This is a genomic window from uncultured Sphaerotilus sp., assembly GCF_963924895.1.
Lineage (GTDB): Bacteria > Pseudomonadota > Gammaproteobacteria > Burkholderiales > Burkholderiaceae_C > Sphaerotilus.
Map to the genome: position 1 here is coordinate 59,837 of NZ_CAWURG010000038.1, position 17,517 is coordinate 77,353.

Sequence of the window (17,517 nt, forward strand, 5' to 3'; positions counted from 1 at the left end):
GGCGCCGAAAAGTGGCTATGCATGTGCTCTCCGTCCCGTCTGACCTCCTCGCGCCCTCGGTGGCGTCGGCCCTGCCCGATGCACTGATGCTGTCGGCGCTGGTCGCCGACATCGGCATTCCGCCGTGTCCTGACATGCTGCTGCGCCTGCGCGCCGAACTGGCGCGCACGCCGCCCCGCAGCGAGGAACTCGCCCGCATCGCCATGACGGACGTGGCCGTTTCCGCCGCGCTGCTGAAGGCGGCCTACGCCCCCTGGCTCGGCCGCGGGCGCGGTCGCGGCACGCTGGCCCAGGCCTTCGAGCGGCTCGGGCCCGTGCGCTGTACCGCGCTGCTCAGTGCGCTGGCCCTGCGCGAGGTGCTGCCCGCGCACGGGCCGTCGCTGGAGCGCTTCTGGGACGTCGCGCACCGGCGCAGCGTGGCGATGGCCTGGCTGGCGCGCCGGCACGGCGAGGTCGCGCCGGACGTGGCGCAGACCTTCGGGCTGTTCTGCGACGTCGGGATTCCCGTGCTGCTGCAGCGCTTCGAATCACCCAGCTACCGCGCCACGCTGGCGGAGGCCAATCTCGGCTTCCGGCCGTTCACCGAGGTCGAGCGTGGGCGGCATGGCACCGACCATGCGGTCGTCGGTGCGGCGCTGGCCCGGACCTGGGGCGTCGGCGAGGAGATCGTCGAGGCGGTCTGCCTGCACCACGACTACCGCGTGCTGGGCGTGGAACACCGTCGCCGGCCGTCCAGCCTGCTGATCGCGCTGGCGCTGGTGGCCGAGCGCATGATCCAGCTCCACCGCGGCCGCAACCGCCACGGCGAGTGGCAGCGTGGCGGCGCCCAGGCGCTGGCGGCGCTGGGCATGAGCGAGGACGATTTCGAGGACTGGAGCGACGAGATCCGGACCCAGATGGTGCTCAGCGGTCCCTGAAGACGTCGAGCAGGCGGTCCAGCCCGCCGTCGTCGATGGCGACCATGGCCTGGGCGCGCACGGCGGGTTTGGCATGGTGTGCCACGGACAGGCCTGCGACGCCCATCATCGGCAGGTCGTTGGCACCGTCGCCCATGGCGATGGCCTGCGACGGGGCGATGCCCATGCGCGCGCAGGTGGCCAGCAGCGTGCGGCGCTTTTCCTCGCCGTCGCAGATGTCGCCCCAGGGCTGGTCGACCATGCGGCCGGTCAGCTGGCCGTCGACGATCTCCAGCAGGTTGCTGCGGGCCTCGTCGAGCTGCAGGCGGGCGGCCACGCGGTCCGCGAAGAAGGTGAATCCACCCGAGACCAGCAGCGTCTTCAGCCCCGCAGCGCGGCAGGCCTGGACCAGCGCTTCGGCGCCCGGATTGAGCTGCAGGCGCTGCGTGTAGACGGCCTCCAGCGCGCTGGCTGGCACGCCCTTCAGCAGGGCCACGCGGCGGCGCAGGCTGTCCTTGTAGTCGGTGATCTCGCCGCGCATCGCGGCGGCGGTGATGGCGGCCACCTCGGCCTTGCGCCCGGCGGCGTCGGCGATCTCGTCGACACACTCGATGTTGATCAGCGTCGAGTCCATGTCGAAGGCGATGAGCTTGAAGTCGCTCAGGCGCAGCGGGGGCTCGAAACCCTGGATCACCAGGCCGGGGGCAAGTTCACGGGGGGAAGCAGACATCGCAGCGGTCACAGACGGCAGGTTGGTTCTGGAGAACCCGAGATCCTACCCGGTCGCTTGCCCGGTCGCTCACGGGGTCTGCGGCGTGCCCAGCGCCCGCAGCACGTCGCGCACGTACTGCGCCCGGTCCTTGGCATCCGGATACGCCCGCTCGATGCGCAGCTTGTCGTTGCCGGCGAGCTTCACGTTCCGGTTCTTCTGCACCAGCTCGATGATGCGCATCGGGTCGATCGGCGGATTCGGGCGGAAGTGGATATTGATCACCGCCGGGCCTGCATCGATCTTGGTCACGCCGTAGGGCTTGGCCTGCACGCGCAGCCGGTGCAGGTCGAACAGCGCCTGCGCCTGCGCCGGCAGCTTGCCGAAGCGGTCGACACACTCCTCCAGCATCGTGTCGATCTTGTCCGCCTTGTCCGCGGTGGCCAGGCGCTTGTAGAGGTTCAAGCGCACCTGCACGTCCGGGCAATAGGCGTCGGGCAGCAGCGCCGGCGCGTGCAGGTTGACGTCGGTGGTGGCGCCAAAGAAGCCGGTGGGCGAGAGCAGGTCCGGCTCCTTGCCCGCCTTGAGGGCGCGCACCGCTTCCGACAGCATCTCGTTGTAGAGCTGGAAACCCACCTCCATCATGTTGCCGCTCTGGTGGTCGCCCAGCACCTCGCCGGCGCCGCGGATCTCCAGGTCGTGCATCGCGAGGTAGAAGCCGGAGCCGAGTTCTTCCATGCTCTGGATCGCGTCCAGCCGCTGCTGGGCCTGCTTGGTCAAACCCTCGATGTCGGGCACCAGCAGGTAGGCATAGGCCTGGTGGTGGCTGCGGCCGACGCGCCCGCGCAGTTGGTGCAGCTGGGCCAGGCCGAACTTGTCCGCGCGCGCCATGAGGATGGTGTTGGCGGTCGGCACGTCGATGCCGGTCTCGATGATGGTCGAGCACAGCAGCACGTTGTGGCGCTGGGCCACGAAGTCGCGCATCACCCGCTCCAGCTCGCGTTCGGGCATCTGGCCGTGGGCGACACCGATGCGGGCCTCGGGGATCAGCTCCTGCAGCGACTGGCGGCGGTTCTCGATCGTGTCGACCTCGTTGTGCAGGAAGTAGACCTGCCCGCCGCGCTGCAGCTCGCGCAGCACGGCCTCGCGGATCACCCCCTTGCTCTCGTTGCGGACAAACGTCTTGATCGCCAGCCGGCGCTGCGGCGCGGTGGCGATCACCGACAGGTCGCGCAGGCCTTCGAGCGCCATGCCCAGCGTGCGCGGGATCGGCGTCGCGGTCAGCGTGAGCACGTCGACCTCCGCCCGCATCGCCTTCATCTGCTCCTTGTGGCGCACACCGAAGCGGTGTTCCTCGTCGATGATGAGCAGGCCCAGGTTCTTGAACTTGGTGTCCGGGCTGAGCAGCTTGTGCGTGCCGACCACGATGTCCACGGTGCCGTTGGCCAGCCCTTCCATCGCCGCCTTGACCTCCTTGGGCGAGCGAAAGCGGCTCATCTCGGCGACCTTCACCGGCCACTGCGCGAAGCGGTCGACCAGCGTCTGGTGGTGCTGCTCGGCCAGCAGCGTGGTCGGGGCCAGCAGCGCGACCTGCTTGCCGCCCGTGACCGCGACAAACGCCGCCCGCAGCGCCACCTCGGTCTTGCCGAAGCCCACGTCGCCGCAGACCAGCCGGTCCATCGGGCGCGGGCTGATCATGTCCTGGATGACGGCGTGGATCGCGGCGTTCTGGTCCGCGGTCTCCTCGAAGCCGAAGCTGGCGGCGAAGGCCTCGTAGTCCTGCGCCGAGTAGCGGAAGGGGTGGCCTTCGCGCGCGGCGCGGCGGGCGTAGAGGTTGAGCAGCTCGGCCGCAGCGTCGCGCACCTGCTCGGCAGCCTTGCGCTTGGCCTTCTCCCACTGGCCGGAGCCGAGGCGGTGCAGCGGTGCCTCGTCCGCGCTGACGCCGGTGTAGCGGCTGATCAGGTGCAGCTGCGACACGGGGACGTAAAGCGTCGCCTTGTCGGCGTATTCGAGGTGCAGGAACTCGGTCGGGCCTTCGCCGAGGTCGATGCCGATCAGGCCCTGGTAGCGGCCGATGCCGTGGTTGGCGTGCACCACCGGGTCGCCGACCTTCAGCTCGGACAGGTCCTTGATCAGCGCCTCGACGTCGCTGGTGGCTTCTTGCCGGCGGCGGCGGCGGTTGGTGGGCGCGCTGTCGAACAGCTCGGTCTCGGTGACGAACTGGACGTGCGACTCGGTCCAGAAGAAGCCGGCCGCCAGCGGCGAGGTGGTGATCGCGTAGCGGTGCTCGCTGGCGAGGAAGGCGGCCAGCGTGTCGACCGAGGGCGGCTCCAGCCGGTGGTCGCGCAGCAGCTCCAGCATGCTTTCACGGCGGCCGGCGCTTTCGGCGACGATCAGCACGCGGGTCGGCGAGCGGGTCTCTCCTTGGCTGCGCGCGGTGCGGGCGAGGTGTTCCTCCAGCTTGCGCAGCGGGTCCTGACCGCCGCGCTCGATGGCCAGATCGGGCAGCGGCCGCGCCCAGTCCACGGCCTCGCTGCCGCGGATCGAGAGCTGGGCGTGGTCATTGCAGCGGGTGAAGAACTCGTCCAGCTTCAGGTACAGGTCTTCCGGCGGCAGGATGGGCCGCTCGGGGTCGTGCTGCAGGAAGCGGTGGCGCTCGCGCGTTTCGGTCCAGAAGCGCTCCAGTGCCTCGTTGACCTCGCCGTGCAGCGCGAGCACGGCGTTCGGGCCGAGGTAGTCGAAGATGCTGGCCGTCTCGTCGAAGAACAGCGGCAGGAAGTACTCGATGCCGCCGCCGACGATGCCCTGGGCGATGTCCTTGTAGAGGCGCGCCTTGCTCGGATCGCCCTCCATGCGCTCGCGCCAGCGGGCCCGGAAATCCTGGCGGGCGCGCTCGTCCATCGGAAACTCGCGGCCGGGCAGCAGCCGCACTTCGGGCACGGGGTAGAGGCTGCGCTGGCTGTCGGGGTCGAAGACGCGGATCGAGTCGACCTCGTTGTCGAACAGGTCGACCCGGAAGGGCACCAGCGAGCCCATCGGGAACAGGTCGATCAGCCCGCCGCGCACGGCGTATTCGCCGTGCGAGACGACCTGGCTGACGTGCTGGTAGCCGGCGAGGGTGAGCTGGGCCTTCAGCTTCGCTTCGTCGAGCTTCTGCTTCTGCTTGAAATGGAAGGTGTAGCCGGCCATGAAGGACGGCGGTGCGAGCCGCGTCAGCGCGGTGGTTGCCGGCAGCAGCACGACATCGACCTCGCCCGAGCGGATGCGCCAGAGCGTGGCCAGCCGCTCGGAGATCAGGTCCTGGTGCGGGCTGAAGGTGTCGTAGGGCAGGGTCTCCCAGTCCGGGAACACGGCCACGCGCAGCTCGGGCGCGAAGAAGGCCAGTTCGTCCGGCAGGCGCTGCACATCGGCCGGCTCGGCGGTGACCACGCCCAGCACGTGTCCCGCCGCCTTGTGCTGTTGCGCGAACCGGGCGAGCAGCAGCGCGTCGGCCGATCCGAGCGGGCGGGGCACGGTGAAACGGTTGCCGGGGGCGATCTTGGGAAGCTGCATGGGTGGGTTCGGTCAGGCCGCGAAGTCGGCGGCGATTCTAGGCCGCGGCCCGCCAGCGGCGACAATCCGGGGCATGCAGATCGGAACCCTTCCCCGTTGTTTTGCCCTGGTCCCTTGTGCGGGCGTCGGCCTGCGCGCCGGCGCTGGAGGCCCCAAGCAATACCAGACCGTCGCCGGTCGGTCCATGGTGGCGCACACGCTGGCGGCGCTGGCACAGGTCGCGCGCATCGAGGCCACGCTGGTCGTGCTGTCGCCGGGGGACGGGCAGTTCGAGGCCGCCGCGCCGGACCATGTCGGCGAGCGGGCCTGGGTGGCGCACTGCGGTGGTGCCACGCGCGCGGAGAGCGTGGCCGGCGGGCTGCTCGAACTGCAGGCCCGGGGAGTTCAGCCGCACGACTGGGTTCTGGTGCATGATGCTGCCCGATGCCTGTTGCAGCCAGCCTGGGTCGATCGCCTGATCGATGCCTGTCTGGACGACGAAGTGGGCGGTCTGCTGGCACTGCCGCTGGCCGACACGCTCAAGCAGGCCGAGGGAGGGCGGGTGTCGTCGACGGTCGACCGCACCGGCAAGTGGGCCGCGCAGACGCCCCAGATGTTCCGTGCCGGTCTGCTCCTGCCTGCATTGCGCTTCGCAGGGGAGGCGGTCACGGACGAGTCCAGCGCCATCGAAGCGCTCGGACATGCTCCGAAACTGATACTTGGGGATCTCACCAATCTGAAAGTCACCTGGCCCGAGGACTTTGTCCTCGCCGAGCGGCTGATGAGAGGCTTAAATGGCTCCCCCTGACTGCGGGATGTCGCAGAGAACGTATCTTCCTGGCTTGACTTCTTCGTCTCACCTGACTTCTTCTTATTTCCGGACTACAACACCATGAAAACTGTATGGATCGTGGACGGGGCCTACCTGTTCAACTATGGCCGCAACCGCCCCTTTGACTACCTCAAGCTCAAGGCCGAGATGACCCGCCTCAACGGTGGGCCGATCTACGAGGCGTATTACCTCAACTCGACGCCGGACGCCGCCACCGAGAGCCAGAACGCCTTCCACAGCTGGCTCAAGTCGGCCCCGCCGCGCGGCCCGAAGATGCGCGTCCAGCTCTACACGATCAAGGACCTGAACACCACCTGCCCGAGCTGCGCGCATCCCTTCCACCGCTCGGTGCAGAAGGGCGTGGACGTGGGCATCGCCACGCTGATCATCAAGCTGGCCGCGCAAGGCGTGTACGACCGCCTGATCCTGTCGGCGGGTGACGGAGACTTCGAGGACGCGATCACCTACATCAAGTCCGAACTGCACAAGGAGTTCTGGCTGCACGGCGCCATGTCCAATCTGTCGACCGACCTGCAGTGCTACGCCGACCACGTGCTGTGGATGGACGACATGCACCCGGCGATCGACAAGGACAAGCCCAGCTACGGCACCGGGTCTGTGGTTTCGGCATGAACGCGGCGGCCTTGCGGATCGGCGAGGGCTGGGACACCCATGCGCTGGTCGCCGGCCGTCCGCTGGTGCTGGGCGGGGTGACGATTCCCCATGGGCTCGGGCTGCTCGGGCATTCGGACGCCGACGCGCTGCTGCACGCCATCACCGACGCGCTGTTCGGCGCGGCCGGGCTGGGTGACATCGGCCGGCATTTCCCCGACACCGCGGCCGAGTTCAAGGGGGCGGATTCGCGGCGCCTGCTTGCCGAAGCCGCGCGGCGTGTGCGGGCCGAGGGCTGGTCCATCGTCAACGTGGACAGCACCATCGTCGCCCAGGCGCCCAAGATGGCGCCGCACATCCCGGCCATGCGCGAGGCGATCGCGCTGGCGCTGGAGATTGGCGTGGACTGCGTCAACGTCAAGGCCAAGACGGCCGAGCGGTTGGGGCCGGTGGGGCGGGGCGAATCGATCGAGGCGCGTGCCGTCTGCCTGCTGGCGCGCTGAACCTCAGCCGCCGATGTAGCTCATCTCGATGCGCCGGCCGGACGCGCCGGTGCTCTCGGGCTGGCTGGCGCGCTGCTGCGAATAGCGGTCGTCACGGTCCTGCCAGATCAGTCCGACGGCAGCAGCGATTTCCTCATCGCTGTAAGGCCGGCCGGACGGATGCGCGGTTCGCAGCAGGCTGCGCAGGTCGTGGCCCTGCTGGGCGAACAGGCAGAGGTAGAGCTGCCCTTCGGTGGACAGCCGGGCCCGGTTGCAGTCGCCACAGAAGGCCTGCGTCACCGACGAGATGAATCCCACTTCGCCGCGCCCGTCCCGGTAGCGCCAGCGCTCCGCGGTTTCGCCGGGCTGGCTGGGATCGACCGCTTCCAGCGGGAAATGGCGGTCGATCAGGCGCTGCACCTCGGCCGAGGGCATCACCTCGTTCATGCGCCAGCCGTTGGTGGCACCGACGTCCATGTATTCGATGAAACGCAGGACCACCTGCCCGTGGTAGTGGTCGCGGAAATGGCGCGCCATCGGCACGATTTCCTGCTCGTTGGTGCCCCGCTTGACCACCATGTTGACCTTGATCGGCCCGAGCCCGGCGGCCACCGCAGCGTCGATGCCTGCCAGCACGTCGGCCACCGGAAAATCGACATCGTTCATGCGGCGGAATACGGCGTCGTCCATGCCGTCGAGGCTGACGGTGACGCGGTTCAATCCAGCGGCTTTCAGGGCGACGGCCTTGCGTGCGAGCAGGGAGCCATTGGTCGTCAGCGTCAGGTCGAGCGGGGTGCCCTCCGGGGTGCGCAGTGCGGCCAGCAACTCGATCAGGCGCTCCAGGTGTTTGCGCAGCAGCGGCTCGCCACCGGTGAGCCGAATCTTGTGCACGCCGTGCGCCACGAAGATCCGGGCCAGCCGGAGAATTTCCTCGAAACTCAGCAGCGCAGACTGCGGCAGAAACTGGTGGTTCTTGTCGAATATTTCCTTCGGCATGCAGTAGCTGCAGCGGAAGTTGCACCGGTCGGTCACCGATATTCGCAAATCACGCAGCGGGCGGCCCAGCCCGTCACTCAGCAGGCCATTGGGCGACGGCAGGGCGGCAGGAATCCGCGGCAGTGCCGGCTGGGGCGCCGTGGCACTGCGCTGATCGACGATGGCGATGATGTTTCGTTCCGACATGGCGGCTGCATTGTGCCTGTTTCAGGCGGCCTGCCAAGCCGGAGCAGAAAGTCAGTACGACTCAGTTGCCGGCATTGACGCTGCCGAGGTTGCGCGGCGCGGAACTGGTGCTCAATTGTGGGACACGGCGTGCGCCGTCGAAGCGGCGCAGCCAGTAATCCTGGCGCATGTCCTCGACGCGCACGGTGCTGCCGGTGCGCGGCGCATGAATGAACTTGCCCTCGCCGACATAGATGCCGACATGGGAAAACGCGCTGCGCATCGTGTTGAAGAACACCAGATCGCCGGGCTTGAGGTCGTCCTGGCGAATCGAGAGCAGACCGGGTGCCTGCGCCTGCTCCGAGGAGCGGCGCGGCAGCAGCAGCCCGACGCTGTTCTCGAAGACATGGCGCGTGAAGCCGCTGCAGTCGAAACCGGTTTCCTCGCTGGTGCCGCCGAAACGGTAGCGCACACCCAGGAAGTTCATCGCGGACAGCACCAGGTCGGACGCCTTTTCACGGACGCCGCCCAGCAGGTCCTCCGTGCGGCTGCCGGCACCGGTCGACGGCGTGGCAGCCGTGCTTTCGCCGGTGAAACGTTCCTGCAGGAAGCGGCTGATCGTGTCGGTGCCCTCCGGCAAGGCCTGAACCGGCAGGCTGACCATGGTGAGCATGGCGGCTGCGAGACCAGACAGAACCAGAGACCGAAATGCCGAGTACAAACCTTGCATGGGGTAATTGAGTGTGAGAAAAGTCACCGCCGGAGCATAGGGACGGGTCGAGATGCTGTCAATCCGCAACTAACCCTCAATTCTTAAGGCTGCCCGACGGCTGAATCTGAGTCCTGCTCAACAGACTTCAGTCTGGGTTGTCCGATCCGCGCCACTGGAATCGGTCCGACAGTCTGCCTGAAATGAAAAAATAAAACCACCCAAAGGTGGTTTTGGTGGAGCGGAGCAAGGTCTTCGCTCAGGGGTGCGCTGCGGCGGTCAGACGGCGAATTCGACCAGCGAGCGGCCGTTTTCGAGGGCAGCCGTCAGCCACTTGGGCTTCAGGCCACGGCCCGACCAGGATTCGCCGGTGTCCTTGTCGCAGTACTTGGCGGCGACCTTGCGGGTCGTGCCGGGCTCTGCGATGCCGATTTTCGGCGGGCGTCCGGGCCTGCCGGAGGCGAGATCGGCGGCGGTGATGCCGTTTTCGGCCATCAGCGTCTTGATCTGGTGGATGACGCCGGCGCGTTCATTGCGCAGGGTTTCGGCAATCTGCTTTTCCAGGTCAGCTTGCAGCCGATCCAGTTCCGCTTTTTGCGCGACGAGTTCTTGATAGGTGGACATGTGTTTTCCCCAACGGTTGATCCGGGCCGGATTCTAGAAACTTTTGCTTCCTGCTGTCCAGTGCGAACTTGGCGTGAGGGTATCTCGAATCATTCCATCGGGGGCACGTAACCCTGTGGCTGGTCGGCACCGGCGCCGAAGAAATAGTTCTCCATCTGGCGCGCCAGATACTGGCGTGCGCGCGCGTCGGCCAGATTCAGGCGGTTTTCGTTGACCAGCATGGTCTGGTGCTTGAGCCACTGCTGCCAGGCTTCCTTGCTCACGCTCTGGTAGATGCGCTTGCCCAGTTCGCCGGGATAGGTCGGAAAGTCGAGCCCTTCGGCTTCCTTTTTCAGCAGGATGCATTGAATGGTGCGTGCCATCGGTATTTTCCTTTCGGGTGATTCAGCTGAGTTTCTTGACCAGCACCTGCGAGCGCCGGTCCCAGTTGTATTTTCGCTTTCGGGCTTCGGGCAGCCAGTCGGGATCGACCTGCTGGAAGCCTCGTTTGACGAACCAGTGCATCGTGCGCGTGGTCAGCACGAAGATGCTGTCGAGACCCATGCCGCGGGCGCGCTGCTCGATGCGCTTGAGGATGCGCTCGCCGTCGCCCTGGCCCTGGACCTGCGGGGAGATGGTCAGCGCGGCCATTTCCGCCGTGCGCGCCTCCGGATAGGCATAGAGCGCCGCGCAGCCGAAGATGATGCCGTCGTGCTCGATGACGGTGTAGGTGGTGATGTCGCGCTCGATCTCGGTGCGGCTGCGCTTGACCAGCGTGCCGTCGCGCTCGAAGGGCTCGATCAGCTGCAGGATGCCGCCCACGTCGTCCGCGGTGGCCTCGTGCAGGCTTTCCAGCTTCTCGTCGACCACCATGGTGCCCACGCCGTCGTGGGTGAAGATTTCCAGCAGCACGGCCCCGTCGGCAGCAAACGGCAGGATGTGCGAGCGCTCGACCCCGCCTTCGCAGGCGCGCACGCAGTGCTGCAGGTAGAACGCCGGCTCGCTCGGCTGGGTCGGCGGCGGCAGCTTCGCGAGCAGGCGCCGCGCCTCGGCCAGCGCCAGTTCGGTGTCGATGGCGCTTTCCGGGTCGTCCAGGTTTTCGTGGATGCCCGGGATCTCGGTCATGAAGAGCAGCTTGTCGGCCTGCAGCGCCACGGCTGTGGCGGTGGCGACATCCTCCATCGACAGGTTGAAGGCTTCCCCCGTCGGCGAGAAGCCGAAGGGCGACAGCAGCACCAGTGCGCCGATGTCGATGGCGCGGCGGATGGTGGCCGAATCGACCTTGCGCACGACGCCGCTGTGCATGAAGTCCACGCCGTCGACGATGCCCACGGGGCGCGCGGTCAGGAAGTTGCCCGACACCACCCGCACGGTCGCGTTGGCCATCGGCGTGTTGGGCAGGCCTTGTGAAAACGCGGCCTCGATCTCGAAGCGCAGTTGACCGGCGGCCTCCTGCGCGCAGTCGAGCGCGACCGGGTCGGTGATGCGCTTGCCGTGGCTGAAGCGCGAGGCGTGGCCCTTGGCGCGCAGCTGCTCGTTGACCTGTGGCCGGAAGCCGTGGACCAGCACCAGCTTGATGCCCATGGCGTGCAGCAGCGACAGGTCCTGCACGAACGCATTGAGCTTGCCGGCGGCCACCAGCTCGCCAGCCATGCCAATGACGAAGGTCTTGCCGTGGTACGCGTGGATGTGCGGCGCCACCGAGCGGAACCAGGGAACGAAGGTGTGCGGAAAGACGAGGCTCATGGGGTCTGGATTGTGCCCGACGCGCATCGGGTGTCTTCCCGTTGACGCCTCGGCCGCCGCGTCGCAGCATGGGGCTTTCCCCGCCTGCCCAGGAGGCTCTCGATATGGACGTGTTCAAGACCCATGGCGCCATCAGCTGGTCCGAGCTGATGACCACCGACCCGGCGCACTCGGCCGACTTCTACCACCAGCTCTTCGGCTGGACCGTGGAGACGATGCCGATGCCGCAAGGCCCGTACCGCATCCTCAAGGTCGGCGACACCGCGATCGGCGGCATCATGGGCATCCCGCCCACCGCGCCGCCGGGGATGCCTCCGAACTGGTGCCCCTATGTGACGGTGGACAACGCCGACGAAACCGCAGGCGAATGCGCCGCACTGGGCGGGCGGGTGCTCATCGAGCCGACCGACATCCCCGGGATCGGGCGCTTCGCGGTGCTGCAGGATCCGCAGGGCGCGGTGCTCAACATCATGGAATACGGGATGCCGGGCGACGCGCCCACCTGAGCGCAGCGGGCCGCGGGGCAGGGCGGCGATAATCCGCCCCCTGTGAACCCGACGCTCCCCACCCCTCCCGCCGCGCCGCCGAAGCGGACCGCTGCCGCCGCCGCGCCCGCGCGCCGCCCCGCCAACCCCGTCCCGCCGATCACCTATCCGGACGCGCTGCCGGTCTCGGCCCGGCGCGACGAGATCGCGCAGGCGATGCGCGAGCACCAGGTCATCATCGTCTGCGGCGAGACCGGCTCCGGCAAGACCACCCAGATCCCGAAGATCGCGCTCGAACTCGGCCGCGGCCTGGGTGCGGGCGGCTCCGGGCTGATCGGCCACACGCAGCCACGCCGCATCGCCGCCAGTTCGGTCGCCAAGCGCATCGCCGACGAACTGAAATCGCCGCTGGGCGAGGTGGTCGGCTACAAGGTGCGCTTCCAGGACCGCCTGCAGGCCGGCGCCTCGGTCAAGCTGATGACCGACGGCATCCTGCTCGCCGAGACCCAGTCCGACCCGCTGCTGCGCAACTACGACACCCTGATCATCGACGAGGCCCACGAACGCAGCCTCAACATCGACTTCCTGCTCGGCTACCTGCGGCAGATCCTGCCGCGGCGGCCCGACCTGAAGATCGTCGTCACCTCGGCCACGATTGACGCCGACCGCTTCGCGCAGCACTTCGCCTCGGCCAAGGGGCCGGCGCCGGTGATCCTCGTCAGCGGGCGCACTTTCCCGGTCGAGCAACGCTGGAAACCCTTCGAGGACAGCAAGGACTACGGGCTCGACGACGCCATCGCCGACGCGGTGGACGACCTCTGGCGCAGCGGCTCGGGCGACATCCTCATTTTCCTGCCCGGCGAGCGCGAGATCCGCGATGCCGCTGAGCACTTGAGGAAACACCTCAGCCACCAGCCGCTGCACCGCCACGCCGACATCCTGCCGCTGTTCGCGCGGCTGTCGCAGCAGGAGCAGGACCGTGTGTTCGAGACCGGCGGCGGCAAGCGCATCGTACTGGCCACCAACGTCGCGGAAACCTCGCTGACGGTGCCCGGCATCCGCTACGTGATCGACACCGGCCACGCCCGTGTCAAGCGCTACAGCTACCGCACCAAGGTCGAGCAGCTGCAGATCGAGCCGATCAGCCAGGCGGCGGCCAACCAGCGCGCCGGCCGCTGCGGGCGCGTGGCCAACGGCATCTGCATCCGGCTCTACGACGAGAAGGATTTCCTCGGCCGCCCGCGCTTCACCGACCCGGAAATCATGCGTTCGTCGCTGGCCGGCGTGATCCTGCGCATGAAGTCGCTGCGGCTCGGGCTGGTCGAAGACTTCCCGTTCCTGGAGCCACCGCCGCGCAAGGCCATCGCCGACGGCTACGCGCTGCTGGGCGAACTCGGCGCGGTCGATGACCTGAACGAGCTGACGCCGATCGGGCAGGAGCTGGCGCGGCTGCCGCTCGACCCGCGGGTCGGCCGCATGATCCTGGAGGCGCGCAACCGCGAGGCGCTGAACGAGGTGCTCATCATCGCGTCGGCATTGAGCGTGCAGGACGTGCGCGACCGGCCGATGGACCAGCAGCAGAACGCCGACGAGAAGCACAAGAAGTTCGACGACGAACGCTCGGAGTTCATGGGCTACCTGAAGCTCTGGAAGTGGATCGACGAGGGCAAGGGCCACCACGCGCCGACCGAAGGCGCCGCCCACAAGCTCAGCAACCGCCAGCAGGAACAGCGCCTGCGCGAGAGCTTCGTCAGCCCGCGCCGTGTGCGCGAGTGGCGCGACATCTACAGCCAGCTCCACACCGTGGTCGCCGAACACGGCTGGCGCCTCAACGGCTCGGCGGCGACCTACGACCAGATCCACCTGTCGATGCTCGCCGGCCTGCTGGGCAACATCGGCCTGAAGTCCGAGGACGAGGACTGGTACCTGGGCGCGCGCGGCATCAAGTTCTGGCGCCACCCGGGTGCGCACCTGAGCAAGAAGCCGGGCCGCTGGCTGGTCGCGGCCGAACTGGTCGACACGACGCGCCTGTTCGGGCGCGGGCTGGCCGCGATCGACCCGGCCTGGATTCCGCCGATCGCGGGCCACCTGCTCAAGGTCCAGTTGCTGGAACCGCACTGGGAGAAGAAGGCCGCCGAGGTCACCGCGCTGGAGCGGGCCACGCTCTACGGCATCGTCCTCTACAGCAACCGGCGGGTGAACTTCGGCAATGTCGATGCCCCGGCCGCGCGCGAGATCTTCATCCGCGAGGCGCTGGTCAACGGCGAGTGGGAGACGAAGCTGTCCTTCCTCGCCCACAACCAGAAGCTGATCCGGCAGGTCGAGGAGCTGGAGCACAAGTCGCGCCGCCAGGACGTGCTGGTCGACGACGAGCTGATCCACGCCTACTACGACGCGCAGCTGCCGCGTGACGTGGTCAGCGGCGCGACCTTCGAGCGCTGGTACCGCCACGAGAGCAAGGCGGAGCTGTCCGGGCCGAAGCTGCTGCACCTGACGCGCGACGAGCTGATGCGCCACGAGGCGGCCGGCATCACCACCACCGCCTTCCCGAAGACGATCCGGCTGGGCGGCATCGACTGCACCGCCACCTACCTGCACGACCCGGGCGACGCCAAGGACGGCGTGACCGTGGCGGTGCCGATCTACGCGCTCAACCAGGTCAGCGAGGAGCGCTGCGAGTGGCTGGTGCCGGGGATGCTGGAGGCCAAGGTGCTGGCGCTGGTCAAGAGCCTGCACCAGCGCCCGCGTTCGCGGCTGGTGCCGCTACCAGACTATGTGGCCGAGTTCGTCGAGCTGAACCCGTTCGCGCAGGGCAACCTCGTTGACGTGCTGCTCAAGGCGGTGCGCGAGCGCACGCAGATCGCCGTGCAGCGCAACGATTTCAAGCTGGAGATGGTGGCGCCGCACCTGTTCATGAACTTCCGCATCGTGGATGAGCATGGCCGGCAGCTCGGCATCGGGCGCAATCTGGCGGCCTTGAAGGCGGAGCTGGGCGGGCAGGCGCGGACGGCGTTTCAGGCGTTGGCGGGGTTGAAGGTGGCTGCGCGTAGCGAACCCCCACCCCAACCCTCCCCCGCTGGGGGAGGGGGCAAGACGGGGGCTGCGCAAGGCTCGCGGGCATTGCCGTCTGCCGCATCTCTCCCTCCCCCAGCGGGTGAGGGCCGGGGAGGGGGTAACGCACCGAGCGCCCCCCCCGCCCAGTACACCACCTGGACCTTCGGCGAACTCCCCGAGCTGATGGAGATCCGCAAGGCCGGCCAGACGCTGATCGGCTTCCCGGCGCTGATCGACTGCGGCGCGCATGTCGAGATCGAGGTGTTCGACGAGCCGGACGCCGCCGCTGCGAAGCACCGCAACGGCCTGCGCCGGCTGGTGGCGCTGAACATCAAGGAGCCGCTGAAGTACCTGGAAAAGAACATCCCGGACCTGCAGAAGATGTCGGTGGCCTACATGCCGCTGGGCACGCAGGAAGAGCTGCGCGACCAGATCATCGACGTGGCGCTGACGCGGGCTTTCCTCGCGGATCCGCTGCCGACCGACGCGGCCGCTTTCCAGCGCCGCATCGACGAGGGCCGCCCGCGCCTGAACCTGATTGCGCAGGAAGTCGCCCGCACGGCTGGCACCATCCTGATCGACTACGCCGCCGCGCTGCGCAAGCTCAAGGACAGCCGGGTGCCGAAGGAGGTCGCCGACGACATCACCGGGCAATTGCAGCGCCTCGTGCCCAAGCGCTTCATCGCGCAGACGCACTGGTCGCAGCTCCACCACTTGCCGCGCTACCTCAAGGCCATCGTGCTGCGCCTGGACAAGTGGCGCGCCGACCCCGTGCGCGATGCCCAGCGCCTGGCTGAGCTGCGCCCGTTGGAGACGCGCTACACGCGCCGCCTCGCCGACCTCAAGGGCACCGACGACAACCGCCTGACCGAGTACCGCTGGCTGCTGGAAGAGTTGCGCGTGAGCCTGTTCGCGCAGGAATTGCGCACGCCGCAGCCGGTGAGCGTGAAGCGGCTGGACAAGGTTTGGGCCCAGCTGAATCAGTAGGCTGCACCAGATCTGGTGACAAAGTTCACGAATTTCTCCTACAGTGGGCCACCGCCAACGGTGGCGGCACCTCTGAGGAGATGGTCATGGGTTTTGTAGTGATGGTGATCGTGGGCTTCCTGATCGGCCTCGTGGCACGCTGGATCATTCCGGGCACGCAGGCGCTGGGCTTCATCCTGACGACCGTGCTGGGCATCGCTGGATCGTTCGTCGCTGGCTATGCCGGGCAGGCGCTCGGCTGGTATGCGCAGGGGCAGGCGGCCAGTTACATCGCGTCGGTGATCGGTGCGGCCGTGCTGCTGTTCGTGGTGGGCAAGCTCAAGAGCGCCTGAGACGGGCGTTGGCATGAAAAAGCCGGCATCGCGCCGGCCTTCCAACGTTCCCCGAGCGGGGTCCGTCCGGCCACCGATCAGGCGTCCAGCGCCTCGCCGATGACACCCTTCTTGAACAGGAAGTTGCCATAGGGCTGCAGATCGCTGGTCAGCACGATGGCGAATGCCGTGCGCACCCGGTCGTAGAACGCGAATCGCTCGATCGCCGCGCACTGCTCGCCACGCGCGTGTCCACCCGACTCGATCAGATCGATCACCTCGCGCTGCAGCCGGCTGCGGTAGCCGTCCGGCGTGTCGCAGACCTTCATGTAGGCGATCGGCTGCGACACCGCCGCATCCAGCGGCAGCAGGCTGAGCAGCGCCTGCGCCGTGCGCTGGATGCCGGCGCCCGGCAGGTGGATGATGGGCTTGCGCCGTCCGTCCGGCCCGATGCTGAGACTGGCGGCGGTGAAGTTGGCGTCGGCCACGATGATCTCGTCGCCATGGCCCATCTCCGCGAGCACCTGCAGCAACTGCGGCGTCAGCAATGGATCAATCCCCTTGAGCATCTTGTCTTCTCCTCTGTGCGGCTCAGGCGAGCGCTTCCTTGGGGATCTGGTCGGCCGTCATGGCCCCCGTCATCACCGCCACGGTGTCGCTCATGCTGATCTTCTTGGGATTCAGCACCGCGGCCCGCTTGCCCAGGCGGGCGACGTGGATGCGGTCGGCGATTTCGAAGACGTGCGGCATGTTGTGGCTGATCAGGATCACCGGCAGGCCCTTGTCGCGCACCCGGCGGATCAGCTCCAGCACCATGTTGCCTTCCTTGACACCGAGCGCCGCCGTCGGCTCGTCCAGGATGACGACGTGCTCGGCAAACGCCGCCGCCCGCGCCACCGCCACGCACTGGCGCTGACCGCCCGAGAGCGTCTCCACCGCCTGCGTCATCGAGCGGATGCCGACCTTCAGGTCGTTCATGCGCGCAATGCTTTGTTCGAGCATCTTCTTCTTGTCGATCATGCGCAGCACGCTGCCGGCAAAGCCGGGGCGCAGCAGCTCGCGACCGAGGAAGAGGTTCTCGGCAATCGTCATGGCGGGTGCCACGGCCAGATCCTGGTAGACCGTCTCGATGCCGACGCGGCGCGCGTCGATCGGGCTCTTGAAGTGGATCGGCTGGCCGTCCAGCCAGATCTCGCCTTCGTCGGGGATGGTGGCGCCCGACAGGCACTTGATCAGCGAGGACTTGCCTGCGCCGTTGTCGCCGATCACCGCCAGGATCTCACCGGCGCGCAGCTCGAAGTCGGCGCCGTCGATGGCGGTGACCTGGCCGTAGCGTTTGACCAGGCCCTTGGCCTGCATCACGATTTGCGGCTTCGTGTTTTGTGCTTGTGCGCTCATC

16 protein-coding genes are annotated in these 17,517 nt (G+C 67.8%); 7 read left to right on the top strand and 9 right to left on the bottom strand.

The window, feature by feature from the left end; genetic code table 11:
* Window positions 1-17: 17 nt before the first annotated feature.
* Entirely contained in the window at window positions 18-917 is a 900-nt protein-coding gene (locus AABN02_RS14235) for an HDOD domain-containing protein (RefSeq protein ID WP_338415588.1), read from the top strand.
* Here AABN02_RS14235 and serB read toward each other — a convergent pair.
* Window positions 904-1,626 (bottom strand): phosphoserine phosphatase SerB, encoded by a 723-nt coding sequence (gene serB / locus AABN02_RS14240; RefSeq protein ID WP_338415589.1) that lies wholly within the window; start codon window positions 1,624-1,626, stop codon window positions 904-906. The two genes, AABN02_RS14235 and serB, sit on opposite strands and share 14 nt — an antisense overlap.
* A gap of 69 nt (window positions 1,627-1,695) precedes the next feature.
* On the bottom strand, window positions 1,696-5,157 hold the full coding sequence (gene mfd, locus AABN02_RS14245) for a transcription-repair coupling factor (RefSeq protein ID WP_338415590.1): 3,462 nt from the start codon (window positions 5,155-5,157) through the stop codon (window positions 1,696-1,698).
* Window positions 5,158-5,230: 73 nt separating this feature from the next.
* Between mfd and ispD the strand changes: the two genes are divergently transcribed.
* From ispD to ispF, 3 genes are all read left to right on the top strand, one after another.
* Complete coding sequence (gene ispD, locus AABN02_RS14250) at window positions 5,231-5,944, top strand: 2-C-methyl-D-erythritol 4-phosphate cytidylyltransferase (protein ID WP_338415591.1); 714 nt, start codon at window positions 5,231-5,233, stop codon at window positions 5,942-5,944.
* An 84-nt stretch (window positions 5,945-6,028) separates the two neighbouring features.
* A complete protein-coding gene (locus AABN02_RS14255) occupies window positions 6,029-6,601 on the top strand; it encodes an NYN domain-containing protein (RefSeq protein WP_338415592.1) in 573 nt (190 codons plus the stop codon).
* Window positions 6,598-7,083: a 2-C-methyl-D-erythritol 2,4-cyclodiphosphate synthase gene (ispF, locus tag AABN02_RS14260; RefSeq protein ID WP_338415593.1), complete on the top strand. Its 486-nt coding sequence runs from the start codon at window positions 6,598-6,600 to the stop codon at window positions 7,081-7,083. Before AABN02_RS14255 ends, ispF begins: the two co-directional genes overlap by 4 nt.
* A 3-nt stretch (window positions 7,084-7,086) precedes the next feature.
* Here ispF and moaA read toward each other — a convergent pair whose 3' ends face one another.
* The 5 genes from moaA to argA all read right to left on the bottom strand — a co-directional run bounded on the left by moaA (window position 7,087) and on the right by argA (window position 11,281).
* Complete coding sequence (gene moaA, locus AABN02_RS14265; protein WP_338415594.1) at window positions 7,087-8,244, bottom strand: GTP 3',8-cyclase MoaA; 1,158 nt, start codon at window positions 8,242-8,244, stop codon at window positions 7,087-7,089.
* Between the two features lie 61 nt (window positions 8,245-8,305).
* Complete coding sequence (locus AABN02_RS14270) at window positions 8,306-8,896, bottom strand: C40 family peptidase (RefSeq protein WP_338415595.1); 591 nt, start codon at window positions 8,894-8,896, stop codon at window positions 8,306-8,308.
* Window positions 8,897-9,211: 315 nt separating this feature from the next.
* Entirely contained in the window at window positions 9,212-9,556 is a 345-nt protein-coding gene (locus tag AABN02_RS14275; protein WP_338415596.1) for an H-NS histone family protein, read from the bottom strand.
* Window positions 9,557-9,645: 89 nt separating this feature from the next.
* A complete protein-coding gene (locus AABN02_RS14280; RefSeq protein WP_338415597.1) occupies window positions 9,646-9,918 on the bottom strand; it encodes an oxidative damage protection protein in 273 nt (90 codons plus the stop codon).
* Window positions 9,919-9,940: 22 nt separating this feature from the next.
* Window positions 9,941-11,281: an amino-acid N-acetyltransferase gene (gene argA / locus AABN02_RS14285; RefSeq protein ID WP_338415598.1), complete on the bottom strand. Its 1,341-nt coding sequence runs from the start codon at window positions 11,279-11,281 to the stop codon at window positions 9,941-9,943.
* A gap of 104 nt (window positions 11,282-11,385) precedes the next feature.
* On the opposite strand from argA, the gene AABN02_RS14290 reads away from it, so the two are divergent.
* The 3 genes from AABN02_RS14290 (at window position 11,386) to AABN02_RS14300 (ending at window position 16,139) form a co-directional block, all read left to right on the top strand.
* On the top strand, window positions 11,386-11,787 hold the full coding sequence (locus AABN02_RS14290; protein WP_338415599.1) for a VOC family protein: 402 nt from the start codon (window positions 11,386-11,388) through the stop codon (window positions 11,785-11,787).
* Window positions 11,788-11,925: 138 nt separating this feature from the next.
* Window positions 11,926-15,807, top strand: coding sequence for an ATP-dependent RNA helicase HrpA (gene hrpA, locus AABN02_RS14295; RefSeq protein ID WP_338415617.1), 3,882 nt, complete (start codon window positions 11,926-11,928; stop codon window positions 15,805-15,807).
* Window positions 15,808-15,893: 86 nt separating this feature from the next.
* On the top strand, window positions 15,894-16,139 hold the full coding sequence (locus AABN02_RS14300) for a GlsB/YeaQ/YmgE family stress response membrane protein (RefSeq protein WP_338415600.1): 246 nt from the start codon (window positions 15,894-15,896) through the stop codon (window positions 16,137-16,139).
* Window positions 16,140-16,216: 77 nt separating this feature from the next.
* Here AABN02_RS14300 and AABN02_RS14305 read toward each other — a convergent pair whose 3' ends face one another.
* Complete coding sequence (locus tag AABN02_RS14305) at window positions 16,217-16,687, bottom strand: RbsD/FucU domain-containing protein (protein ID WP_338415601.1); 471 nt, start codon at window positions 16,685-16,687, stop codon at window positions 16,217-16,219.
* Window positions 16,688-16,709: 22 nt separating this feature from the next.
* Window positions 16,710-17,516: an ATP-binding cassette domain-containing protein gene (locus AABN02_RS14310; RefSeq protein ID WP_338415602.1), complete on the bottom strand. Its 807-nt coding sequence runs from the start codon at window positions 17,514-17,516 to the stop codon at window positions 16,710-16,712.
* Window position 17,517 lies beyond the last annotated feature (1 nt).